This is a genomic window from Delftia tsuruhatensis NBRC 16741, assembly GCF_001571325.1.
GTDB classification, from domain to species: Bacteria; Pseudomonadota; Gammaproteobacteria; order Burkholderiales; family Burkholderiaceae_C; genus Comamonas; species Comamonas tsuruhatensis.
Map to the genome: position 1 here is coordinate 184,962 of NZ_BCTO01000007.1, position 23,190 is coordinate 208,151.

A 23,190-nucleotide genomic window follows, 5' to 3' on the forward strand; every position below is an offset into this window, starting at 1 on the left:
AAAGCGCACTTCTAGACTGCCTGGCATGAACACCGCAAACACCTCCTTCGCTTCCATCGTCCACTACGTCAACGGCCAGCGCACGGCAGGTGCCAGCGACCGCGGGCAGGATGTGACCAACCCGGCCACCGGCCAGGTCACGGGCCGCGTGGCCCTGGCCTCGCGCGCCGATGTCGATGCCGCCGTGGCGGCGGCCAAGGCGGCCTTCCCGAAGTGGGCCGATACGCCGCCCATCCGCCGTGCACGCGTGCTGCTGCGCTTCCTGGAGTTGCTCAACCAGCACAAGGACGAGCTGGCCCATGCGATCACGGCCGAGCACGGCAAGGTCTTCACCGATGCGCAGGGCGAAGTCAGCCGCGGCATCGACATCGTGGAATTCGCCTGCGGCATTCCGCAGCTGCTCAAGGGCGATTTCACCGACCAGGTCTCCACCGGCATCGACAACTGGACGCTGCGCCAGCCCCTGGGCGTGGTCACGGGCATCACGCCCTTCAATTTCCCCGTGATGGTGCCGATGTGGATGTTCCCGGTGGCCATTGCGGCGGGCAACACCTTCGTGCTCAAGCCCAGCCCCATCGATCCCACACCGTCGCTGCTGATCGCCGACCTGCTCAAGCAGGCGGGCTTGCCTGACGGCGTGTTCAACGTGGTGCAGGGCGACAAGGAGGCGGTGGACGCGCTGATCGAGCATCCCGACGTGAAGGCGGTGAGCTTCGTGGGCTCCACGCCCATTGCCAACTACATCTACGAGACGGGCGCGCGCCACGGCAAGCGCGTGCAGGCCCTGGGCGGCGCCAAGAACCACATGGTGGTCATGCCCGATGCCGATATCGAGCAGGCCGTGGACGCGCTGATCGGCGCCGGCTACGGCTCGGCCGGCGAGCGCTGCATGGCCATCAGCGTGGCCGTGCTCGTGGGCGACGTGGCCGACCAGCTGCTGCCGCGCCTGATCGAGCGCACCAAGGCGCTGAAGGTGCTGGACGGCGAGGACCTGGCCGCGGAAATGGGCCCCATCGTGACGCGCGCCGCGCACGAGCGCATCAGCGGCTACATCGACCTGGGCGTCAAGGAAGGCGCGCAGTTGCTGGTCGATGGCCGGGGCTTCGACGGCAAGGCGGCCGGCTCCTCCACAGGCACGGACACCTCGGGCGGCTTCTGGCTGGGCGGCACGCTGTTCGACCATGTCACGCCCGACATGCGCATCTACAAGGAAGAGATCTTCGGCCCCGTGCTGGCCGTGGTGCGCGCCAAGGACTTCGCCGAGGCCGTGCAGCTGGTCAACGACCATGAGTTCGGCAACGGCGTGGCCTGCTTCACGCGCGACGGCAATGTGGCGCGCGAGTTCGGCCGCCGCATCGAGGTCGGCATGGTCGGCATCAACGTGCCGATTCCCGTTCCCATGGCCTGGCACGGCTTCGGCGGCTGGAAGCGCAGCCTGTTCGGCGACATGCACGCCTATGGCGAGGAAGGCGTGCGCTTCTATACACGCCAAAAGAGCATCATGCAGCGCTGGCCCGAGAGCACGCCCAAGGGCGCGGAATTCGTGATGCCCACGGCCAAGTAGGCGCAGTCCCCCTCCATGAAAAAACCAGCCCGCGGGCTGGTTTTTCTTTGGGGACTGCGACCTGTCAGAAGCGGTATCCGATGCCGATGGCGTAGACGTTCGGATTGAGCTTGAGCGACACGCTCTGGCCCGAGGACAGGTGCGCCGTGGTCTTCAGGAAGCTCTTGTAGTAGGCCACGTCCAGGAACCAGCGCTCGTTGAAGTTGTAGACGAAGCCGATCTGGGGCGTCAGGCCCCATTTGCTGTCCACCGAGGCCGTGGTCGGGTTGGCCAGCGTGCCGCCGGTCAGGCCGTTAAGGGAGGCCGTGGTGCGCTCGCCGAAGAACTTGGCATAGGTCACGCCCAGGCCCAGGTAGGGGCGGAAGGCGGAGTTGGCCTCGCCGAAGCGGTACTGCGCGAACACGGTGGCGGGCAGCACCTTGGTGCGGCCCAGCTTGCCCGTGCCGGAGATGGCGCCATTGCCCACGAAGTCATGCTTGAACGGCAGGCCCATGGGCACGTCGATGGCCCAGTTGTTGGTGACCATGTAGGTCACGCCGCCCGTGAGCTGGCTGTTGGCCTTCACGTCCACGCGGGTGTCGGGGAAGCTGGGTGTGCTCAGCCAGCCGCTGCTGGTCTGGGGATCGATGCGCGTGGCGCCCAGGCGCACGCTCCAGGTGCCGGCGGACTGGGCGGTGGCGGCCATGCAGGCCGTGGCCATGGCCACGGCGGCGGTGATGCGCAGGAATGTCTTCATGGATGTGTCTCCTCGTGCTGCATGACTGCGATCACAGCCAGCCGGCACGGGCCAGGGTGCGGGAGGCCAGCTGGCTCATCTGCTGATGGCCATAGGGCGTGGGGTGGAAGCTGTCGGCAAAGGCATAGCTCTTCCACCAGTTGGCGCTGGTCTCGCCCACGGGAATGGAGGCGGACAGCGCGGCCTCGGTGCAGGTCGGGAAGCTGTAGGTGGGCAGGCCGTCGGCGCCCGCGCCGGTGGCAGGGCAGGCCGCCTTTTTCACGTTAGTGTAGGCGTACTGGGCGGGGTCGGCCATCTGCTGGCGGAACTCGCTGTAGAAATCGATGATGGCCACGCGGCTCTCGCCCGCGAAGCCGGTGGCAACCTGCTGGTTGAAGGCCTTGACCCAGCCGTCGAACACGGTCTCCAGCTGGGCGGCGGCGGCCGAGCCCTGCTGCTGGGCCACCGACTGCAGTACCAGCTGGAAGCGCGGCGTCAGCGTGATGGCCGGCACGTTGAGGATGGCCACGCGCGTGGCGCCCTTGCCCAGCACATTCGCCTGGATGGTGGACACATAGCCCTTGGCCAGGTTCTGCATGTACAGGCCGCCGGCCTGGGCCATGCCGGCCTGGCCCTGCTGCAGCAGCGCACCCAGCGTGGCCGCGTCGATCTTGGTGGACAGCAGCGCCTTGAAGTTGGCGCCCTGGTCCCTGGAAGCGGCCAGGAAGGCGCCGATCACGTCGGCCGCGTCATTGGCGCCGCCGTCGATCACGGCCAGGTCATCGGCCGTGAAGCCAGCCGCGCCGGCCAGCAGGATCTGCTGCGTGATGGAGATGGGCGCCGTGGGCGCGCTGGTGTAGTTGATGCGGCCGCCGCCCACGGCGTAGTTGTTGCACGAGGTGTTGGGCGTGAAGGCCGTGCCGTTGAAGCGCGGGCACAGGGAGATGTTGTACAGGCCCGCCACGCGCTCGGCCCAGACCTGGTTGGAGCCGGCGCCTGTCAGCGTGGCGTTCTGCACGGTGAACTTGTAGCCGAAGGTGCCGCTGTCGGAGAGGCTGTCGCCCATCACCTTGACGGAGGTGATCTTGGCACGGGGGGTGGTGTCGGCGCCGCTGCCGCCACCGCAAGCGGCCAGCAGGCCGGCCGTGGCCAGGGAGGCCGCGAGGATTCGATAACGATTTGCCAAGGTGTGATCTCCGTGAAGTGTTGTGAATAGCACGACCGTGCTTTTTTTGGTGATTGCCATCGTAGCGACAGTCGCACCTTGGCGACACCGGGCAAGTACCGATAGGAATCGCGGGCCGACCGGGCATTTCGCACGCGGGCGAATAGACGATAAATACCGGTCTGGCGCCCGCAGGCAGGGCAAGGCCCTTGCCGGGCAGGAGGCGGAAACACAACGGAAAGGGCCTGCAAAAGCAGGCCCTGGAACAGGAGCGCAGGCGGCGTATCAGCGGTCGTGCGCCGTCCAGTCCACCAGCGCATCCCAGGCCGCGCGCGCGGCGGCCGCATTGGCGTGGTTGGCCATGGCCACCAGCACGTATCGGCGGCCGCTGGCGCCATCCACATAGCCGGCCAGGGCCGAGGCATCGCGCAGCGTGCCGGTCTTCAGGTGCGCCATGCCCTGGACGCGGCTGAGGCTGCGGCGCAGCGTGCCATCGACGCCGACGATGGGCATGGAGGCCACGAACTCCGGCATCACGGGCGAGGCCCAGGCCTGCTGCAGCATGCGGCCCAGGCCGGAGGCCGTGATGCGCGCCTCGCGGCTCAGGCCCGCGCCGTTGTCGGCCACGGGCTGCTCGGCCGCACCCCAGCGCGCCTGCCACCACTGGCCCAGCGCCTGGCGCGAGGCCTCGAAGCTGGCCACGCCGGTGCGCTGCATGCCCATGGTCAGGAACACCTGCTGGGCCATGACGTTATTGCTGTATTTGTTGATGTCCCGCACCACCTCGGCCAGCGAGGGCGATTCGCTCTGGAAGGCCGGCTGCAGGCCGGCCGGCACGCGGCCGTCGCGCACGGTGCCCGTGAGCTTGCCGCCCAGCTCGCGCCACATGCCCTCGATGGCGCGCGCCGCGAAGGCCTCGGGCTGGGCCGGCGCCAGCGACCAGCTCTTGTCGCCGCAGCTGGCCGGGAACGTGCCGGCAAAGGCGATGCGCAACGGGTCGGCCATGTCCAGCTGCAGCCGGGCGCGCCAGTCGCCGCACTCGCTGCCTGCCGGCGCCAGGGGCGCGGTTTCCTGTTGCTGGATTCCGGCCAGCGGCGGGTCGTATTGCAGCCGCGCCACGCCCGCCGCGGCGTCGGGCACAAAGCCGACCGTCACGGCCTTGTAGTTGACCAGCAGGGCGTCGGGCGCCACGTTGTAGGGGCGCCAGGGCTCGTTGTCGAAGGTGGAGGGATCGTGGGCGGGGACGGAGAACGCGCTGCGGTCCAGCACGATGTCGCCCACGATGACCTTGATGCCCATGCCCTGCAGGCGGCGCAGCATCAGCCACAGCCGCTCCATCACGAGCTTGGGATCGCCCTGGCCCTGGATGTACAGCGGCCCGCGCAGCACGCCGTCCTGCACCGGCCCGCCCAGGAAGACGGGCGTGCGCCAGACATGGGCAGGACCCAGCTGGTCCAGCGCCGCATAGGTGGTGACCAGCTTCATCACCGAGGCCGGGTTCATGGCCACATGGCTTTGCCAGTCCAGGCGCGGAGCGGCCCGGCCATCGACCTCGACCACCAGGGCCGAGACCGCGTCGCGCGGCAGCTTGGCGCGCGCAAGCGCCGCCTCCACGGCCGGGGGCAGCCGGCTTTCGCGTGCAGTCTTGGTGGACAGCGAGGCCGGCGAGGTGGGCGCATCTGCCTGGGCGCTTGCCACGCCGGGCAGGACGGACGCCGCCAGCAGCGCGGCCGCCAGGCCCCGGCGGGAAAGCGGCAATCCAAGAGAGAAGGCGGAGGAAATCGAGGAAATAAGGGAAGAAGACGTCGAAAGATGCAACATGGCCGGCAAGTCTACGCCGGTCATTGCAGCCCTGCCGGGCGCGGGACGGGCGGGGCACCGATAATCCTGCACTTGCTGCGGCACCGCCGCCTGCCCCACGCCATGAATCTTCTTGCCCTAGACACCAGTACCGACACCCTCTCCATCGCCGTGCAGCGCGGCGATGCCGTCTGGGAACACAGCGGCCCCGGCGGCCCGCAGACCTCGACCGAGCTGATCCCCGCCATCCTGGCCCTCATGGCCCAGGCCGGACTGGAGTTCGCCGAGCTGCGGGCCATCGTCTTCGGCCGGGGTCCGGGCTCGTTCACGGGCCTGCGCACGGCGTGCTCCGTGGCCCAGGGCCTGGCCTTTGCCGCCCGCGTGCCCGTGCTGCCCATGGACAGCCTGCTGGCCGTGGCCGAGCAGGCGCGCATGCAATACGGCTGCACCGACCTCATCGCCGTGATCGATGCGCGCATGAACGAGGTCTACCACGCCGCCTACCACTGGGCCGATGGCCGCTGGAACGACATCGGCGAGCAAAGCGGCGACTTCGGCCTGTGCGCGCCCGAGGCCCTGCAGCTGCCGCCCGGCACCGTGGTGGCCGGCAACGCCCTGGCCGCCTATGGCGAGCGCCTGGCGCCCCAGGCCAGCCATGTGGCTGCGCTGCCCACGGCCGCCGCCATGCTGCGCCTGGCCCCTGCGATGCTGGCGGCCGACCGCGCCCTGCCGGCCGACCAGGCCCTGCCGCGCTACATCCGCGATAAAGTCGCGCAGACCACGGCCGAGCGCGAGGCTGCCAAGGCGGCAGCCGCGCTTGCTTCACCCGTGCAGACCACAGAGACCCCTCCTGCCCAGGCATGAGCACGCACACGCCACAGCCCTCGCGGCCGCTGCCGCCCCTGACCGACGCCTTGGCGTCGGAGCGGGACAGCGTGCGCTTCGAGCCGCTGAACGTGCTGTGGCTGGACACGCTGCTGCCCGTGGAGCAGCAGGCCTATTCCCATCCCTGGACGCGTGGCAACTTCATCGACGCCATGGCGGCCGGCTATGAAACCCAGCTGCTGGTGGATGCCCAGGGCGGGCTGGTCGGCTACTTCGTCGCCATGATCGTGCTCGACGAGGTGCACCTGCTCAACATCACCGTGGCCCCGGCGCGCCAGCGCCAGGGCTGGGCCCGCATCCTGCTGGACGCCCTGGCCCTGTGGTCGCGCCAGCGCCAGGCCCAATGGATCTGGCTGGAAGTGCGCGAGAGCAATGTCCGCGCACGCAGCATCTACGCCGCGCATGGCTACCAGGAGGTGGGCCTGCGCAAGAACTACTACCCCATGCACGACGGCCCGCGCGAGCATGCCGTGCTCATGAGCCTCAAGCTATGGCCCTGAATCTAGACACCCGCCAGCGGGCCATGCTGCATGCCATGGGCATCACTGTCTGGCTGCCCGAACCCGAGACCGCGCCCGCCGTGCTGTCCGAGGCCCTGGCTGCGCCCGCCGATGCGCCTGCAGCGGCGCCCCTGGCGGATCCGCTGGTGGCCCGCCCCGTTCCGCCGCCCGTGCAGGAGGCGCCCCTCCCGGCGCCTGATGCACCGGCGCCTGCTGCATCGTCGCCTGTCGCCGCGCCAACGCCCGCACGCGTCCAGGTGCCTGTTCAGGCGCCGGTCCAGGCGCCACCGCCTCCCGCACCCGTGCACGCCTCTCCCGCACCCGTCATCCCCGAACGCGAACGCCCGCCGCGCCGCTACGTGCAGCAGCCCGTGGCCGGCGCACCGGGCCTGGGCTGGCGGCTGGGCCCCGTGCGTCCCGTGTATGCGGCAACGCCGCCGGCCGGTGATGGCGGCGAAGGCGGCTGGCTGATCCTGCTGGAGCCGCCGGCCAACTCCCTGCCGCTGCCGCCCGCCCGGCGCCCCGGCCCCGACTGCGCGCGCACCGCGCTGGAAGGCGACGCGGCCCGGCTGCTGGACAACATGCTGCGCGCGCTGAACCTGCAGGACCATCCGCGCCTGTACAGCGCCGCCCTGCACCGCGTGCAGCCTCCGGCCGAAGGCCAGGAGGCGCCCGAGGTCCCGGCCCTGCAACCGTCGCTGGAGGCACTGCTGCGCGATCTGCGCCCGGCCTGCGTGCTGGTGCTGGGCCTGGCCACGGCGCGCGCCGTGCTGGGGCGCCAGGAGGCCCTGGGCCGCCTGCGCGCCGAGCCGCACCGCATCGCCGGTGTGCCGGCCGTGGTCAGCTACGACCCCAACTATCTGCTGCGCGCCCCCCAGGCCAAGGCCGGCGCCTGGGCCGACCTGTGCCATGCCCAGGCTTTTGTGACAGGCCGCCAGATGCCCCCTGGAGCCGCTTCCGAATAGCGCGGCCGGCCCGCATGCTGCAGCGCAACGCTGCATAATCCGATGCTTTGCATCTTGGAGAAAGCTCCGTGGAAACCTACCCCAGTTGGTAGCTTTCAACTCCCGGTTGGCCTGTGGGGTTGAAAGCACCCCCGATACCCCGCACGCCTGAGAAGAACACCTGGAGTGAGCCTATGCTCAACATCTTTACGCTGGCCAATGGCCGCCTGGTTCAAGAAGAGATCGAGTCGCTGGAGGAGCTGTCCCGCTTCAAGCCGATCTGGGTGGACCTGGAGTCGCCCACGGTCGAGGAAAAGCGCTGGATCAAGCAGCACTACGAGTTGTCCATCCCCGAAGATGCGATGGACGACGACATCGAGGAATCGGCCCGCTTCTACGAAGAAGACAACGGCGAGCTGCACATCCGCAGCGACTTCCTGATCGACGATGACGAGGATCCCCGCTCCGTGCGCGTGGCCTTCATCGTCAACGAGCACAACAAGAACCTGCGCAGCTGCGGCGTGCTGTTCTCCATCCATGACGAGGACGTGCCGGTCTTCCGGCTGCTGCGCATGCGCGCGCGCCGCGCGCCGGGCCTGATCGACGAGGCCAAGGACGTGCTGCTCAAGCTGTTCGACGCCGACGCCGAGTACTCGGCCGATACGCTCGAAGGCATCTACGACGACCTGGAGAAGGCCAGCAAGATGGTGCTGTCCGGCGACGTGACCGACGACGTGGCCCGCGAAGTGCTGGGCGCCATCGCGCGCCAGGAAGACCTGAACGGCCGCATCCGCCGCAACGTCATGGACACGCGCCGCGCCGTCAGCTTCATGATGCGTTCCAAGATGCTCAATGCCGAGCAGTTCGAGGAAGCGCGCCAGATCCTGCGCGACATCGAATCGCTGGACAGCCACACGGCCTTCCTCTTCGACAAGATCAACTTCCTGATGGATGCCACCGTCGGCTTCATCAACATCAACCAGAACAAGATCATCAAGATCTTCTCGGTGGCCAGCGTGGCCCTGCTGCCGCCCACGCTGATCGCCAGCGTCTACGGCATGAACTTCCGCTTCATGCCCGAGCTGGAGTGGGAGTTCGGCTACGTCTACGTCATCGCGCTCATGGTGCTCAGCGCCGTCGGGCCCATGCTGTATTTCCGCAAGCGCGGCTGGCTGAAGTAGCGGCAGCCGGCCCCCTCGGGCCGGGCTTTCTTCAGGCCAGCGCCACGGCCTCGATTTCCACCTTCAACCCGAAATGCAGCGCCCCCGTGGGCACCACGGCGCGCGCGGGCCGGTGTGCGCCGGCCCAGTCCGCGTAGATGCGGTCGAAGGCCGGCCAGTGCGCCATGTCGTCCAGGTACACGCGCACCTGCAGCAGCCGCGGCACGCCGCTGCCGGCCAGCTCCAGCGCCGCTGCCAGGTTGGCCAGCGCCTGCCGGGCCTGGTCCTCGAAGCTGGCGTCCACCAGGCGCGTGCCGTCGGGCCGTATGGGCAGCTGCCCTGACACGAAGACCAGCCCCTGGCCCGTGGCCGTGTGGCTGTAGTGGCCGCCCGGCGCAGGCAGGTTCGGCGATGCATGGCGCAGATCGATCCCGTTTTCACCAGCCATGGAGCCGCTCCCAGGTTTGCACCGAGCCATCTGCCGCCAGCGCCTGGTAGGCCGGGAACTGCGCGCCCGTGGCGCAGGCATGGTTGGGCAGGATGCGCAGCCGCGTGCCCAGGGGAAAGCGGGCGGCGATGTCGGCCTCTATCGCGCCATCAGCGCGCGCCAGGATGCCGTGCTCCTGGTTGGCGCCGGTCAGCACGAAGCCCGGCATCACCTCGCCATGCAGGTCGCAGACCTGGCCGTAGCCGAAGTCCTGCCGCTGTTTCGCCGTGCCCCGGTCGCGGCTCATGGCCATCCAGCCTGCGTCCACGATGGCCCAACCCTTGTCGGCCTGGTGGCCGATCACGGTGGCCAGCACCGACAGCGCCACGTCCTCGGCCGTGCACACGCCGATGTTGCGCATCACCAGGTCGAAGAACACATAGACGCCTGCGCGCACCTCGGTCACGCCGTCCAGCCGGCATGCCGCCAGCGCGGTGGGCGTGGAGCCCACGCTGACCACGGGGCACGGCAGGCCGGCCGCGCGCAGGGCTTCGGCGGCCTGCACGCAGCCGGCGCGCTCGCGCTCGGCCAGCGCCTGCAGCGCATCGGGCGTGTCCAGCTCGTAGCTGGAGCCGGCATGCGTGAGCACACCACCCAGGCGCATGCCGCCGTCGTGCAGCGTGCGGCCAATGGCCAGCAGCAGCGGCGCATCTTCGGCGCCCACGCCGGAGCGGTGGCCGTCGGTGTCGATCTCTATCCATACCTCGAAGGCCTCGCCCTGTTCGCGGCCGAACGCGGCAATGGCCTGGGCCGCCGCCACGCTGTCCACGATGAGCTTGAGATCGCAGCCGCGCCGGCGCAGTTGCAGGGCCTGCGGCAGGCGGTGCGGCGCCATGCTGACTGCATAGAGGATGTCGGTGGTGCCAGCGGCAAAGAACTGCTCGGCCTCCTTCAGGGTGGAGACCGTGATGCCCGAGGCCCCGGCCGCGCGCTGCGCGGCGGCCACGGGCACGCTCTTGCTGGTCTTCACATGGGGGCGCAGGCGCACGCCCTGCGCGTCCATGCGCTGCTGCATGCGGTGGATGTTGCGCTGCATGCGTGCGAGGTCGATCACGGCAGCGGGCGTGTCCAGGGTCAGAAGTGTGTCTTGCATGGTGTTTCTCTCTCCATCGTCAATCCAGGTATTGGCCTTTGGCCTTGAGGGCAGGCACGTCGTTGCGCAGTCCCTGTTCGATCAAGGCGGAGACCGTGGCCGGCACGGCCTGCTCGGGCGACGGCAGCTCCACCCCCAGCGCAGCCATCTGTGCGCGCAGGCCCGCATCGCCCATGGCGTGCTGCAGCGACCGCGTCAGCCGCGCGAGCACCGCCGGCGGCGTGCCGCGTGGTGCGAAGATCGCGTTCCATGAGCGCGCCTGCAGGGGGTGGCCGGCCTCGGCGCTGGCCGCCGTGCCCGGCAGCTGAGCCAGGCGCTGTGTTCCCAGCACCGCAATCGCCTTGATGCGGCCGCCCGCGATCTGCGGCAGCGCCGTCGTCGTCTGGTCGCACATGAAATCGGTCTGTCCGCCCATGAGATCGTTCATGGCAGGCGCGATCCCGCGATAGGGAACATGGGTGGGGCTTTGGCCCAGCGCCGACAGCAGCAGCACGCACCCATAGTGCGATATCGAGCCCACGCCGGCGCTGCCATAGGAGGCTGCGGCCTGGTTGCGCTTGAGCCAGTCGGCGAACTGGCGCAGGTCGGAGGCCGGCAGATTGGCACGCGCCAGCAGCAGCATGGGCGCCGCGCCCGCAGGTCCCACAGGGGCGAAGTCGGCCACGGGGTCATAGGGCAGCTTGCGGTACAAGGCCACATTGACCACATGCGTGCCTATGCCGCCAAAGGACAGGGTGTAGCCGTCGGCAGCAGCCTTGCGCGCCTGGTTCAGGCCGATGGTTCCATTGGCGCCACCCAGGTTCTCGATCACCAGGGGTTGGCCCAGATGCTCCCCCATCTTCTGAGCCACGGCACGGGCCAGCGCATCGCTGGGGCCTCCCGGGGGAAACGGCACGACCAGCGTGACCGGCCTGGCCGGAAAGGCAGCGCCGGCCTGCGCCAGGGCTCCCTGGCTCCACGCCATGGCACAGACGATGGACAGGACCGGGAATGCGGACACAAGGGACAACGGCAGGGCTGGACGCAGCTGCATGGCAGGCTCCTCACAAGGGTGGACAGGATAGGAGGGCGGGCACAGCACCGGCTGCACCCTCGGGGTTCAACCCTGCTGCAGGGAAAAGTCCCTGAGCCAGGGCAGTGCCGGCGCCAGCGTGGGTGCTTCGGCCTCGGCCTGCGGCGCGCCCGTGGGCCGCGACAGGCCCACGCGGTTGTGCCAGAAGGTACGCAGGCCCACGGCCGAGGTGCCGAACAGGTCATAGCCCGATCCGGCCACGAAGGCGGCCTGGCCCGCAGGCAGCCCCAGCCGGTCCAGCGCCAGCTGGTAGGGCCGGGGGTCGGGCTTGTAGAAGCCTGCTGCTTCCGAGGTCACCACCACATCCCAATCCACGCCCAGCAGCGCGGCGGCACGTTGACCCAGTCGCTCGGAGCAATTGGTCACCACGGCCAGGCGGCAGTGCGGGCGCAGGGCGGCCAGCAGCTCGCGTGCGCCATCCCAGGGCTGCAGCTGCTCCCATTGCGCCTCCAGCCTGTCGGCCACCGCCTCGGGCAGGCCCCGGTTGCGGGCCGCCGTGCGCACCAGGTCCTCATAGGGCTGGTAGGCGCCGCAGCCATAGGTCAGGCGCAGGTATTCGGCGCGCCAGTCGCGCCCGGCAGCCTCGCTGCCGGCGGCCGCATTCCAGACGGTCCAGGAGTCCAGCAAGGCGGTCAGCAGGTCGAAGAGCACGGCCCGGGGCCATGCGGCAGAGGTGGGGTATGGGGTGTTCATGCCTTGGCACTGTACGGACCAAGACCATGGTCGTGGTTAAATCCGCCGTCATCAATCGTTAAGGCAAATTGAATGATTGCCATCGAAGACCTGCAGCTTGCCGCCGCCTTGCTGCGCGAAAGCTCGCTGAGCGCGGCGGCCCGTGCGCTTGACGTGACACCGCCTGCACTGTCCATGCGGCTGCGCCGGCTGGAGGCCGAACTGGGCCTGTCCCTGGCCAACCGCAGCGCGCGGCGCCTGGCGCTGACGCCCGAGGGCGAGCGCTTTGCCCGCGAGGCCGTGCGGCTGCTGGGCCAGATCGAGGAGCTGCGCGACTCGCTGCACGGCGATGCCCGGCAGCTGGGTGGCACGCTGCGCATTGCCGCGCCCTTTGGCTATGGGCGCAGCCGGCTGGCCCCGGCCCTGGTGCCCTTCACGCGCCAGCACCCGCAACTGAAACTGCAGCTGGACCTGCGCGAAACGCCTTTCCCCGACCGCCACGATGCCGATGCCGTGGTCCACATCGGCACGGTGCGCGACTCCTCCTGGGTGGCGCGCGAGCTGGCTGCCAACGACCGCTGGCTGTGCGCCAGCCCCGACTACCTGCGCCGCCATGGCACGCCCGCCACGCCGCGCGAATTGCTGGAGCACGCCTGCATCTGCATCCGCGAGAACGAGGAGGATGTGACGCTGTGGCACCTGCGCCCCGCCGCCAGCCGGCGTGCCGTGGACGGCCAGACCCTGCGCGTGACGCCGTCCTACGTCACCAACGATGGCGGCGTGGCCCGCCACTGGGCCGAACAGGGCCTGGGCCTGGTGCTGCGTTCGCAATGGGACATGGCACCGGCCATTGCCGAGGGCCGGCTGGTGCGCGTGCTGCCCGACTGGCATTTCGGCAGCGCGCCCGTCACCCTGCTGGTGCCCACGCGCAAGGGCCGCACGGCGCGCGTGCAGGCCTTGGTGACGTTTCTGGAGCAGTGCGCCGCAGCGGGCGCGCTGTAGTGCAGGTCAGGCCGTGCGCGCGGACGTATCCCGGGCATCGCTGGCACCGTGGGTGCCCTGGCCGCGCTCGCGCAGCCACAGCACCAGGCCGCAGACCATGACCACCAGCTGCGTGCCCACCAGCAGGCCGAAGCCGGCAACGAAACCGCCGCCGGCCGAATGCGATGTCCAGCCGATGACGGCGCCCATGAGCGCAGGCATGAAGCCCGCCACCAGGGTCGCCGTGCCGTTGACGACGCCATAGGCGCTGGCCACATGCTCGGGCCGCGCGCAGTACTGCACGGTGCTGGGAATGGCCGGGCTCATCAAGCCCCAGCAGAAGTTGGCGGCGATCAGGCAGTAGGCCGCCGCGTAGCGGTCTTCCATGTGGATGGCCAGCCATATGGCCAGCGCCAGGCCCAGGCTGCCGCCGACGAAGATCAGCGGCACCTGGCGGCGCGGCAAGCGGTCGATGACGATGCCGCCGACCAGCACGGCCAATACCGTGGCGTACTGCGGCAGCGAGGCCAGCCAGCCCATCTCGCGCAGCGAAAAGCCGCGCGACTCCAGGTAGGCCGGCAGCCAGTTGCTGCTGCCCCAGAGGTAGGAGAAGAAGGCCGCCGACAGCACGGCCACCAGCACCAGATAGCGCGTGTGCATGGCGCCGCGCACGATCTGCCCGACCTGGCCCACCGCCTCGCCCAGCGAGCGCGGGCGCGGCATGCCGGTGTCCACGCGGGGCATGCGGATGAAGGCCAGCACCAGCGGAATGCCGATGGCCACATTGATCAGGCCCAGCACGTGGAACGAGGTCTGCCAGTCATGGCCGGCCACCAGGTAGCCGATCAGCGGATAGCCCACCGCCAGCCCCAGGCCCGTGCCCATGTTCACGAAGGAGTTGGGCAGGCCGTTCTCATGGCTCTGGAAATGCGCCTTGATGTAGCTGCCCGCCAGCGAGTACAGCGGCCCTTCGGAGATGCCCAGCAGGATGCGCGAGGCCAGCAGCAGGCCATAGCTGTTCATGGCCGGGGACAGAAAGGACACGGCGCCCCACAGCAGCAGGCCGACCACCAGGCTTCGGCGCACGCCGAAGAGCGCCGCGCAAAACGGCGTCAACACGAAGGAAGAAACGCCGTAGCCCACCATGAAGGCCGTGGCCAGCAGGCCCTGGCGCGTGCGGTCGTCGTGCGTCAGCCCGATGTGGTCCAGAAATCCCTGGTCGAGGATGAGGATCGAAAGGTTGATCCGGTCCACATAGGAGATGGCGACGATGATGAAGAGGCTGATCACCCCCCACCAGCGGGCCGCACGCATATCTTTCATGGCAAGTCTCTATCGCCCGATGGGCTGTATCAGAAGAAGTGGCGCACGCCCACCTCGAAGCCGGAGGAGCGGCCGCCCAGCGTGGTGCCCGGGGCCGACAGGCCCTGCACGCCGATGGACTTGGCCGCGCCGTCCTTGTTCTTGAGGAAGGCCACCGTGCCGTAGACCTGGGTGCGCTTGGACAGGTTGTGCCCGTAGCCCACGCTGATCTTGTTCCAGTCGGCATTGCTGCCGTCGGTGTTGTAGTGGCCGTAGGAGGCCTTGAACTCGCCCATGCCCACGGGCGCGGTCACGCCCAGCTGCAGGGCGGTGACCTTGAGGGCGCCGCGCTTTTCGCTGGCCCACAGCAGCATGGGCTTGGCCACGCCGAAGTCCCAGCTCAGGCCCACGTTGCTGGCCGTGAGGTTGGTCGCATCGCTGTCGCCATAGAACTTGCCCGTGGCCAGTGCGCCGTTGAAGGGGCCCTGGCGGTAGCCGAAGCGCAGGCCGCGGTAGTCGCCCTGGTTCTTGTTGGGCGCGCTGCGCGCCTGCTCGCCCATGGCCACCTGCACCTGGCCGTAGAAGCCGCCCAGGTTCTGCGGCAGGAAGTAGCTGACCGCGTTGCTGATCTGGATGGGCGCGCCGCCCGTGGCCGTGCCCGTGCCGGGAATGCCCAGCATGGTGAAGCCCATGGTGCCGCCCACGCCGTTGGTGAGGAAGGGGTCGAAGATCAGCGTGCTCAGGAAGGTGGCCGAGTCATCGCGGCCCAGGCGCACTTCGCCGAAGTCGCCCGACAGGCTCACGGTGGAGCGGCGGTTGAAGCTCAGGCCGCCACCGCTGGCCTTGCCCGAGCCGCTGTCCACGTCCATGCCCGCCTCCAGCCAGAAGCCAGCGCGCAGGCCGCCGCCCAGCTCTTCCGTGCCGCGAAAGCCGAGGCGGCTGATGTTGGCGCCGCCCGTGGACAGGCCGGTCTTGGACGGGCCGGAGCCGTTCAGGTGCGTGACGCCGACATCGACGACGCCGAAGATCTCGACCTTGGACTGCGCCGAAGCGGCACCGGGCAAGGACGCCAGGCAGGCTAGCGCCACGCCCAGCATGGGCGTATGGATGGTTTTCATGGGGTTGTCTCCTCTGGGGTGGTGGCTTGGGGGGCTTGGGGGTGGTGGGTTGTTGCCGTGCAGGTCTGATTGCCTGCTCAGATATCGAGCACTAAACGTTCGCTCTTGCAGCCGGAAACGCAGACCATCATCACTTTGTTGCTGGCCTTTTCCTTGGGGCTGAGCACCGAGTCGCGGTGGTCCGGAATGCCTTCGAGCACGCGCGTCTCGCAGGAGCCGCAGACACCTTCGCAGCAGCTGTGGTCCATCTGGATGCCGGCATCCAGCAGGGTGTCGAGCAGCGACTTCTCGGGCGTGATCTCGATGAAGCGGCCGCTGCGCTTGAGTTCCACCGTGTAGTTGCTGCGCGCATCGTCGGCGGCCTTGACCTCCACGGGCGTGAAGCGCTCGATGTGGGCGTTGGCGTGGCCCAGCTCGGCGCAGAACTTCTCGAAGGCGTCCAGCATGGGCGTGGGGCCGCAGGCGTAGTGGTGCGTGCCCGCGTCGGGCTGGCGTTGGGCCAGCAGCGCGCGCAGGTCGGGCGGGCCGCCGGCCTCGCTGTCGAAGTGCAGGTGCAGCGGCATGCCCAGCGCCTGCAGCTCTTCCAGGAAGGCCGCGCCCTTGCGCTCGCGGGCGAAGTACAGCATCTCGAACGAGCGGCCCTGGCCCTTGAGCCTGCGCGCCATGCACAGCAGCGGCGTGATGCCGATGCCGCCGGCCACCAGCACGGTGTGCGCGGCGCTTTCGTCCAGCGCGAAATGGTTGCGCGGCTCGGAGATGGTGATGGGCATGCCCACGCGCAGCGACTCGTGCACGCAGCGCGAGCCACCGCGGCTGGCGCGGTCGCGCAGCACGCCGACCACGTAGCGGTGGCGCTCCTCGCTGGGGTTGCTCAGCGAGTAGCTGCGCACCAGGCCGTTGGGCAGGTGCAGATCGATGTGCGAGCCCGGCGTGAAGGCGGGAAGCTCCCCGCCCGCCACGGGCCGCAGGTCCACGCTGATGGTGTCCTGGGCCTCGAAGCGCAGCGTGTGCACGAAGGCCTGGAGGTTGGTGCTCATGATGCGGCGCCTTCGTCGATCTGCTCCTGGGCCAGGCGGCGCAGGTGGCGGCGCAGGCGCACCAGGCCGATGTCATGCTGGTAGAGGTTCTCGCGCTCGTTGGCGTCCAGCTCCATCTGCTCCATCATGATCCGGTCCTGCTCCAGCACGGCCCAGTGGCGCGCCTCCAGGCGGTTGCGGTACAGGAAGCGCCAGGTGTCGCGCATCCAGCCCTGCACCTTGCGGCAGCGCCAGAAGAACACGGCGCACAGGTCGGCGCTGATGGGCGTGACGCAGGCCACGATGGCGAAGTTGCCGCCGGGGCCGCCGGTCTTGGGATAGGGGATCTCCAGGCGCATCCAGTGCACGCCCGTGCTGCCCCACTCGGTCCAGTCGAAGTTCACGCCGCGCTGGCCCACCTTCTCGAAGACGAAGCCGTCATCGGTCTCGCGCACCTGGAACGTGGCCTTGCTGTCACCCTCGGCCATGGAGTGCGACTGCTTGTGCAGGAAGGTGCCGTGCATGGGGTCCATGACGTTGTCCAGCGCATAGCGGTAGTCGCTGCGCCACTCGGCATAGCACAGGAAGTTGGAGTACTCAGGCGAGGTCAGCTCCTCGGGCAGCGTGAACTCGGGCGCCTCGTCAACGGCCTTGTCGCTGTTGTAGAGAAAGATGGCGCCATGCGCCTCGCGCGCATGGAAGGCCAGCGCCGCGCGCGAGCCTTCGAGCTTGCAGCCGGGGCTGCCGGGCACCTTGGTCACGGTGCCGTCGCAGCGCACTTCCACGCCGTGGTAGGGGCAGGCCAGGCGGTCGCCCAGGATCACGCCCTGCGACAGCGGCGCGCCGCGGTGCGGGCAATGGTCTTCCAGCGCATGGACCTGGCCGGCGGCATCGCGCCACAGCGCGATCTTGCGGCCGAAGCGGCGCACGGACACGGGCTGGGTCTTCACGAAGTCCGAGGGGCAGACCGCGTACCAGAGGTTCTTCAGGCCTTTGTTGAGCAGGCCGTCCACCGGATCGATGGTGATGGTTTGTACGTTCATGGGGCTCTCCAGTCCTGCTCGGTATCAATAGCCCAGCCGCGCCATCAGCGCCTGGAAGCTGTCTTCGGTCCAGGCCTCGCCGTTCTCGCCGGAGGGGCCGCTGCGGTTGAGGTAGGCCACCAGTTCGGGCAGGGTCTGCACGCCTTCGCCGAAGGCGCGTTCGATGGAATCGCCCAGCAGGTCTTCCATCAGGGTGGGGGCACGTTCGCGCGCCTGGTGCGGCTCGAGATAGCGATCAGCGGCCATGGTTCTCTCCTTCGAAAACTGTCTTGAATCGTGGTTCGGCTTCATTGCCCGGAGCGTCGCCCGCCACCCGTATCGCGTGAAACCGGCGCAGCCCGACCTCAGGGACACCGAGGAAGGGCCGCCCCGCACCGAGGGTGTCGTCCCCCTTGGGGGAAGGCGCGAAGCGACTCAGGGGGTAGGTCATTTAGTCAGCCCTGATATCCAGGTCTTTGATGAGCTTGCCGAAGCGATTGAAATCGGCGGCATTCGTCTTTTCCAGGCGCGCGGGCTCGCCGCCTGCGGGCAGCGCGCCGAAGGTGGCCATCTTGGAGACCACGTCGGGCATCTTCAGGATCTCGTTGAGGTGCGTGTTCAGCAGCTTCACGGTCTCGGGCGACATGCCCTTGGGGCCGAACAGGCCCTGCCATGCGGACACTTCCACGTCCTTGACGCCCAGCTCGGCCAGGGTGGGCACATTGGGGGCCAGCGCGCTGCGCTGGCTGTCGGCCACGGCCAGGGCGGCGACCTTGCCGCCGACGTAGGGCGCGATCGGTCCCCAGGTCATGAAGGTCGTGGGCACATGGCCGCCGATCAGGTCGTTGACGGCAGGTGCCACGCCCTTGTAGGGAATGTGGGCGATGCGCGTACCGGCGGCGCGGTTGAACATCTCGCCCAGGATGTGCATGGGCGAGCCGCTGCCGGGGCTGGCGTAGGTCAGGCCGTCGCGCTTGCCCTGGGCGATCAGGGTCTTCATGTCCTTGATGCCCGAGGCCTGGTTGGTGGCCACGAACATGGGCTGCACGCTGGTCTGCACGATGGGCGTGAAGCCGTGCAGCACGTCGTAGCTGGAGCCCGAGGCCGTCTTGAGCACGAACTGCGCGATGGCGAAGGTATTGGGCGCCAGCAGCAGCGTGTAGCCGTCCGGCGAGGCCTTGGCCACATGCACGCTGCCGATGGTGCCGCTGGCGCCGGGGCGGTTGTCCACCAGCACGGGCTGGCCCAGGCGCGTGGACAGCTTCTCGGCATACAGGCGCGCCATGGCATCGGTGTCGCCACCGGCCGGATAGGCCACGATGATGGTGATGGGCTTGGCCGGATAGGCCTGGGCCATCGCGGTGCCGGACAGCGTGGCTGCAGCCAGGAATGCAGCGGCAAGAGAAACCTGGCGACGTGTCTTGTTCATGGTGGGGGGCCGTGGGGTGGTTGGGTTGTGGGGGTAGGCCGTCAGGCGCGGTCTCAATGCCGCTTGTCGGTGATGAATTTCCCGTCGCTGGTACCCACGCCCTTTTGGCGCCGGGTGTTGCCGTCGATGCCGCCATCGATGGCCCATTCGGCAAACACCGTGGGGCCGGGCTCGAACTCGCGGGGCTGCCAGTCGGCGGTGAGCTGGTCCTCGTCGGCGTAGTACTCGACCAGGGCGCCGGCCGGATTGCGGAAGTACCAGAAATAGGCCGAGGACACGGGATGGCGGCCCGGGCCCAGCTGGGTGTCCCAGCCGCAGCGCGAGATGTGCATGCCGCCGCCGAAGACCTCGTGGATGTCGCGCACCGTGAAGGCCACGTGGTTCAGGCCAGCGTCCTTGGCGGGGCGCTGCAGCAGGAAGATGTCGTGGTGGCCGCCGTCGGGCGCGCAGCGCAGGAAGGCACCGCGCTCGGGGTAGCGGTCCGAGGCCGCGAAGCCGAAGTTGTCCACGTAGAAGCGCTCGCAGGCCTGCACGTCCTTGACGAAGAACACCACATGGCCGACCTCGATGGGCTGGGCGCGTTCGTAGGCCGGGCTGGCCTGGTTGACGCGGTCCTTGCGGTTCCAGGTGTTGTAGGCGGCGCCTTGCACATCCACATCACGCTTTTGCGTGACCTGCAGGCGCACGGACAGGCCGTTGGGGTCGGTGCAGCCTATGCGCCCCTGGCCCTGTGTGAAGCCCGGCAGCGCGGCAATGCGGCTGGCGTACAGCGCAAGGTCCGCCTCGCTTTCCACACCCCAGACCACCTCGCGCAGCGTGGGGCCGGCCTCGATGGCGGGCGGCAGATCGGGATGGTCCACGGCGGCCACGATCACGCGGCAGCCGTTGAGGGTCTCGAACACCAGCCGGTCGTCCGCTTCCTGCACGAGCGCCAGGCCCCAGTCCAGGAAGAAGCGGCGGCAGGTGGCCAGGTCGTCCGCGCCGTAGGTGATTTCGTCTATGCCCAGTACGCTCATGTCGTGCTCCTTCAATTTGCCCAAGCGATGGGGCTCTCGTTCAAGCCCCAGTACATGCTCTTTTGCTCCATGTACTGCTGTATGCCCAGCCGTCCCTTCTCGCGGCCCAGGCCGCTGTCGCGCCAGCCGCCGAAGGGCGTGGAGATGGAGAACTGCTTGTAGGTGTTGATCCAGACGGTGCCGGCCTGCACGGCGCGGCCAATGCGCCAGGCGCTCTTGTAGTCGCGCGTCCAGATGCCGGCGGCCAGCGCGTAGACGCTGTCGTTGGCCTGGGCGAGCAGGTCGTCCTCGTTGTCGAAGGGCATGGCCACGAGCACGGGGCCGAAGATTTCCTGCTGGCAGATCTGCCAGTCGTTCTTCACGCCGTCGATGATGGTGGGGCGGTAGTAGTAGCCGCGCTCGAACTGCGCGCCCTCGGGCCGCTGGCCGCCCGTGAGCAGCCGGCCGCCCTCGGACAGGCCCAGGGCCACATAGCTCTCTATGGATTCGCGGTGCTTGGCGGTGATCAGCGGCCCCATCTGCGTACGCTCGTCGGCCGGGTCGCCCACCTGCAGCGCGGCGGCCTTGGCCGTCAGGCGCTGCATGAATTCGGCATGCAGGCTGCGCGCCACGAACAGGCGCGAGCCCGCGATGCACGACTCGCCCGAGGAGCTGAAGATGCCGTAGAGCACGCCGTTGACGGCATGGTCGATGTCGGCATCGGCCAGCACCATGGTGGCCGACTTGCCGCCCAGCTCCAGCGAGACCGGCATCATCTTGTCGGCCGCGATGTGGGCGATGTGCTTGCCCGTGGACGTGCCGCCGGTGAACGACACGCGCTTGACCAGCGGATGCTTGGTGATGGCGTCGCCGATCACCGAGCCCCGGCCCGGCAGCACGCTGACCAGGCCCTTGGGCACGCCGGCCTCTTCGCAGATCTTCGCCAGCTCCAGCGCCAGCAGCGGCGTGGCCTCGGCGGGCTTGACGACCACGGCGTTGCCGGCGGCCAGCGCGGGCGCCAGCTTTTGCGCCTCGCTGGCGATCGGCGAGTTCCACGGTGTGATGGCCGCCACCACGCCCATGGGCTCGTACACGCTCATGGTCATGAAGTCGCCGCGCGAGGGCGTGATGGTTTCCTCCATGGTCTCGCAGGCCGCTGCAAAGAACTGGAAGGTGGCGGCGGCGCTGGCCACCAGCATGCGTGTTTCCTTGATGGGCTTGCCGTTGTCCAGGCGCTGCAGCTGGGCCAGGGGCTCGGCGCGCTCGCGGATCAGCTGGGCCACGCGGTGCAGCACGGCCGCGCGCTCATGGGGCTTTTTCTGGGCCCAGCCGCTGGTGCGGAAGGCGTGGTCGGCCTTCTGGATGGCCTCCTCCACATCCTCCAGGCTGGGCGCGCGCAGGCGGCCCACCACTTCGCCGGTGGCGGGATAGAGCGTGGTGGATTCGCCGCCGCCGCCCAGGCGCCATTCGCCGGCGATGTTGATGGGGAGCAGTTCCAGGTTCGACATGGTGAGCCTCTCTCGTTCGTTCGAATCCAGCCGCCTCAGGCGGCCTTGGTGGCCGTGGTGGTGGCCGGGATCTGGTCCAGCTTGTTCACGGGCGGGCCAGAGAACGTGGCCTTGAAATTGCCGATGGCGCGCATGTCGATCTCCAGCAGGAAGGGGCCCTTCTTCGTCCAGGCCGACTGCAGCACCGCCGGCAGCTCCTTGAGGTCTTGAACGCGGGCATGGGGCAGCTGGATGGAGGCGCACAGCTGCGCGTAGTCGGGCGTGTGCAGCTCCACATAGCAGCGGCGGCCGCCGTAGGAGGCGTCCTGGATGTTCTGGATCACGCCGTAGCGCTGGTCGTTCATCAGCACGATCAGGGTGTCGCACTCTTCCTGCACCAGCGTGGCCAGCTCGCCCAGGTTCAGGATGAAGCCGCCATCGCCCGCCAGGCCCAGCGTCTTGCGGCCCGAGCCGCTGACCGCCGCGCCCACGGCCGCGCCGATGGCCATGGGCATGCCCATGCCGATGCCGCCGCCCGTGGCGTGCACACCCGCGTTGGGCTCGAAAAAGCGCAGCTCGCGGTTGCCCCAGGTGCTGTTGGAGACGGTCACGTCGCGCACCCAGTTGAAGTTGCGGCCCACGGCCTTTTGCAGCTCCTGCACCAGCACGCTGTACGGGCCCAGGCCGTCGCGCATGGTGGCCACGGCCTCGTCGTGCACCTGGCGCAGGTCGGCCAGCAGCTCGGGGTCGGCCTTGTAGCCGCGCGCCTCCAGCCGGTCGGCGAGGCCCGTCAGCGCCAGGGCCGAGTCGCCGCAGACAAAGCCGTCATCGGCATAGCAGCGGCCCTGCTGGGCGGCGTCCACATCGATGCGCAGCAGCGGGCGCGGCAGCTTCAGTTCGTACTTCAACGTTTCGTTGCTGCGCAGGCGCGTGCCCACGGCCAGCATGGCGTCGCAGCGCTGGTAGAAGGCCTCCACGGGCTTTTGGATGTTGTAGGCGCCCAGCGAGGCCGGATCGTCCTCGGCCACGATGCCGCGGCCCTGGCCCGTGCTGACGATGCCGAAGCCCAGCGCCTTCAGGCGCTGCACGGCAGCGACTGCGTGGCGTGCGCCGCCGCCCAGCCACAGCAGCGGGCGGCGTGCCTTGGCCAGCGTGTCGGCCAGGGCGTCGAGCGCGGCCTCGCTGGGGGCCAGCACGGCCACCGGCAGCGGCGACAGGTCGGCCGGCATGTCGATCACGGTCTGCTGGATGTCGATGGGAATCTCCACGCTCACCGGGCCCGTGGGCGCGGTCATGGCGGCCTGCACGGCGGCCTTCAGGGTGGACAGGCAGGTCTCGGCGCTGCGCACGCGGAACGCCGCCTTGGACACGGCGCCCAGCATGGTCAGCTGGTCGGGCGCCTCGTGGATGTACGACAGCTTCTGGTCCAGGTACTGCGTCTCGATCTGGCCCGTGATGTGCAGCAGCGGCGTGCCGGCCGTATAGGCCTCCACCAGGCTGCCGGCGATGTTGCCGGCGGCCGGGCCGGTGCTGGTGATGCACACGCCCAGGCTGGAGGTGGAACGCGCGCAGGCATCGGCCATGTTGCCGGCGCCGGCCTCGCCGCGCGCCATCACGAAGCGGACCCTGCCGCGCGCATGCATCGCGTCCAGGATGGGCATGTTGTGGATGGAGATCACCCCGAACGCGGCCTGCACGCCGCAGTGTTCGAGGAACTGGGCCACAACGGCGCCGACGGTGATTTTGGATGCGGAAGAAGTCATGTTCTGCTTTGAATCGGGTG

General features: G+C 69.0%; 22 protein-coding genes. 6 read left to right on the forward strand and 16 right to left on the reverse strand.

Annotated features, from left to right (window positions below; translation table 11 throughout):
- The first annotated feature begins 25 nt into the window (after positions 1-25).
- On the forward strand, positions 26-1,564 hold the full coding sequence (locus DTS01S_RS02170; protein WP_016449119.1) for a CoA-acylating methylmalonate-semialdehyde dehydrogenase: 1,539 nt from the start codon (positions 26-28) through the stop codon (positions 1,562-1,564).
- A 64-nt stretch (positions 1,565-1,628) separates the two neighbouring features.
- Here DTS01S_RS02170 and DTS01S_RS02175 read toward each other — a convergent pair whose 3' ends face one another.
- From DTS01S_RS02175 to dacB, 3 genes are all read right to left on the reverse strand, one after another.
- Complete coding sequence (locus DTS01S_RS02175; RefSeq protein WP_016449118.1) at positions 1,629-2,300, reverse strand: OmpW/AlkL family protein; 672 nt, start codon at positions 2,298-2,300, stop codon at positions 1,629-1,631.
- Positions 2,301-2,331: 31 nt separating this feature from the next.
- Positions 2,332-3,465, reverse strand: a complete 1,134-nt coding sequence (locus tag DTS01S_RS02180) for an SGNH/GDSL hydrolase family protein (protein ID WP_017404003.1) — start codon at positions 3,463-3,465, stop codon at positions 2,332-2,334.
- A 264-nt stretch (positions 3,466-3,729) separates the two neighbouring features.
- On the reverse strand, positions 3,730-5,289 hold the full coding sequence (dacB, locus tag DTS01S_RS02185) for a D-alanyl-D-alanine carboxypeptidase/D-alanyl-D-alanine endopeptidase (RefSeq protein WP_061287272.1): 1,560 nt from the start codon (positions 5,287-5,289) through the stop codon (positions 3,730-3,732).
- 78 nt (positions 5,290-5,367) lie between these two features.
- On the opposite strand from dacB, the gene tsaB reads away from it, so the two are divergent.
- The 4 genes from tsaB (at position 5,368) to corA (ending at position 8,754) form a co-directional block, all read left to right on the forward strand.
- Complete coding sequence (gene tsaB / locus DTS01S_RS02190) at positions 5,368-6,108, forward strand: tRNA (adenosine(37)-N6)-threonylcarbamoyltransferase complex dimerization subunit type 1 TsaB (protein WP_016449115.1); 741 nt, start codon at positions 5,368-5,370, stop codon at positions 6,106-6,108.
- Entirely contained in the window at positions 6,105-6,629 is a 525-nt protein-coding gene (gene rimI / locus DTS01S_RS02195; protein WP_016449114.1) for a ribosomal protein S18-alanine N-acetyltransferase, read from the forward strand. The genes tsaB and rimI overlap by 4 nt, the downstream gene beginning before the upstream one ends.
- Positions 6,620-7,594, forward strand: a complete 975-nt coding sequence (locus tag DTS01S_RS02200) for a uracil-DNA glycosylase family protein (RefSeq protein ID WP_017404710.1) — start codon at positions 6,620-6,622, stop codon at positions 7,592-7,594. The genes rimI and DTS01S_RS02200 overlap by 10 nt, the downstream gene beginning before the upstream one ends.
- Before the next feature lie 173 nt (positions 7,595-7,767).
- Complete coding sequence (corA, locus tag DTS01S_RS02205) at positions 7,768-8,754, forward strand: magnesium/cobalt transporter CorA (protein WP_016449112.1); 987 nt, start codon at positions 7,768-7,770, stop codon at positions 8,752-8,754.
- A 31-nt stretch (positions 8,755-8,785) separates the two neighbouring features.
- On the opposite strand, the gene DTS01S_RS02210 is transcribed toward corA, so the two are convergent.
- From DTS01S_RS02210 to DTS01S_RS02225, 4 genes are all read right to left on the reverse strand, one after another.
- Entirely contained in the window at positions 8,786-9,181 is a 396-nt protein-coding gene (locus tag DTS01S_RS02210) for a RidA family protein (protein ID WP_016452039.1), read from the reverse strand.
- Positions 9,171-10,313, reverse strand: a complete 1,143-nt coding sequence (locus tag DTS01S_RS02215; RefSeq protein ID WP_017404711.1) for a DSD1 family PLP-dependent enzyme — start codon at positions 10,311-10,313, stop codon at positions 9,171-9,173. The genes DTS01S_RS02210 and DTS01S_RS02215 overlap by 11 nt, the downstream gene beginning before the upstream one ends.
- A 19-nt stretch (positions 10,314-10,332) precedes the next feature.
- Positions 10,333-11,346 carry a tripartite tricarboxylate transporter substrate binding protein BugD gene (locus DTS01S_RS02220; RefSeq protein WP_016452041.1) on the reverse strand — a complete coding sequence of 338 codons (1,014 nt, stop codon included), beginning with the start codon at positions 11,344-11,346 and terminating at the stop codon, positions 10,333-10,335.
- Positions 11,347-11,412: 66 nt separating this feature from the next.
- Positions 11,413-12,078 carry an HAD family hydrolase gene (locus tag DTS01S_RS02225; RefSeq protein ID WP_016449108.1) on the reverse strand — a complete coding sequence of 222 codons (666 nt, stop codon included), beginning with the start codon at positions 12,076-12,078 and terminating at the stop codon, positions 11,413-11,415.
- 72 nt (positions 12,079-12,150) lie between these two features.
- On the opposite strand from DTS01S_RS02225, the gene DTS01S_RS02230 reads away from it, so the two are divergent.
- Positions 12,151-13,059 carry a LysR family transcriptional regulator gene (locus tag DTS01S_RS02230; protein ID WP_061287273.1) on the forward strand — a complete coding sequence of 303 codons (909 nt, stop codon included), beginning with the start codon at positions 12,151-12,153 and terminating at the stop codon, positions 13,057-13,059.
- Positions 13,060-13,065: 6 nt separating this feature from the next.
- On the opposite strand, the gene DTS01S_RS02235 is transcribed toward DTS01S_RS02230, so the two are convergent.
- From DTS01S_RS02235 to DTS01S_RS02280, 9 genes are all read right to left on the reverse strand, one after another.
- Positions 13,066-14,361, reverse strand: coding sequence for an MFS transporter (locus DTS01S_RS02235; protein WP_016449106.1), 1,296 nt, complete (start codon positions 14,359-14,361; stop codon positions 13,066-13,068).
- 29 nt (positions 14,362-14,390) lie between these two features.
- Positions 14,391-15,458 carry a porin gene (locus tag DTS01S_RS02240; RefSeq protein WP_013804504.1) on the reverse strand — a complete coding sequence of 356 codons (1,068 nt, stop codon included), beginning with the start codon at positions 15,456-15,458 and terminating at the stop codon, positions 14,391-14,393.
- Positions 15,459-15,535: 77 nt separating this feature from the next.
- Positions 15,536-16,495, reverse strand: coding sequence for a PDR/VanB family oxidoreductase (locus DTS01S_RS02245; protein WP_016449105.1), 960 nt, complete (start codon positions 16,493-16,495; stop codon positions 15,536-15,538).
- Positions 16,492-17,517, reverse strand: coding sequence for an aromatic ring-hydroxylating oxygenase subunit alpha (locus DTS01S_RS02250; RefSeq protein ID WP_016449104.1), 1,026 nt, complete (start codon positions 17,515-17,517; stop codon positions 16,492-16,494). Before DTS01S_RS02250 ends, DTS01S_RS02245 begins: the two co-directional genes overlap by 4 nt.
- A gap of 24 nt (positions 17,518-17,541) precedes the next feature.
- A complete protein-coding gene (locus DTS01S_RS02255) occupies positions 17,542-17,763 on the reverse strand; it encodes a recombinase-like helix-turn-helix domain-containing protein (RefSeq protein ID WP_016452043.1) in 222 nt (73 codons plus the stop codon).
- 184 nt (positions 17,764-17,947) lie between these two features.
- Positions 17,948-18,925, reverse strand: a complete 978-nt coding sequence (locus DTS01S_RS02265; protein WP_016449102.1) for a Bug family tripartite tricarboxylate transporter substrate binding protein — start codon at positions 18,923-18,925, stop codon at positions 17,948-17,950.
- A 53-nt stretch (positions 18,926-18,978) separates the two neighbouring features.
- Positions 18,979-19,941, reverse strand: coding sequence for a VOC family protein (locus DTS01S_RS02270; RefSeq protein WP_047217885.1), 963 nt, complete (start codon positions 19,939-19,941; stop codon positions 18,979-18,981).
- An 11-nt stretch (positions 19,942-19,952) separates the two neighbouring features.
- Positions 19,953-21,428, reverse strand: coding sequence for an aldehyde dehydrogenase (locus DTS01S_RS02275; protein ID WP_017406709.1), 1,476 nt, complete (start codon positions 21,426-21,428; stop codon positions 19,953-19,955).
- A 35-nt stretch (positions 21,429-21,463) separates the two neighbouring features.
- A complete protein-coding gene (locus tag DTS01S_RS02280; RefSeq protein ID WP_034363429.1) occupies positions 21,464-23,170 on the reverse strand; it encodes a thiamine pyrophosphate-binding protein in 1,707 nt (568 codons plus the stop codon).
- Positions 23,171-23,190 lie beyond the last annotated feature (20 nt).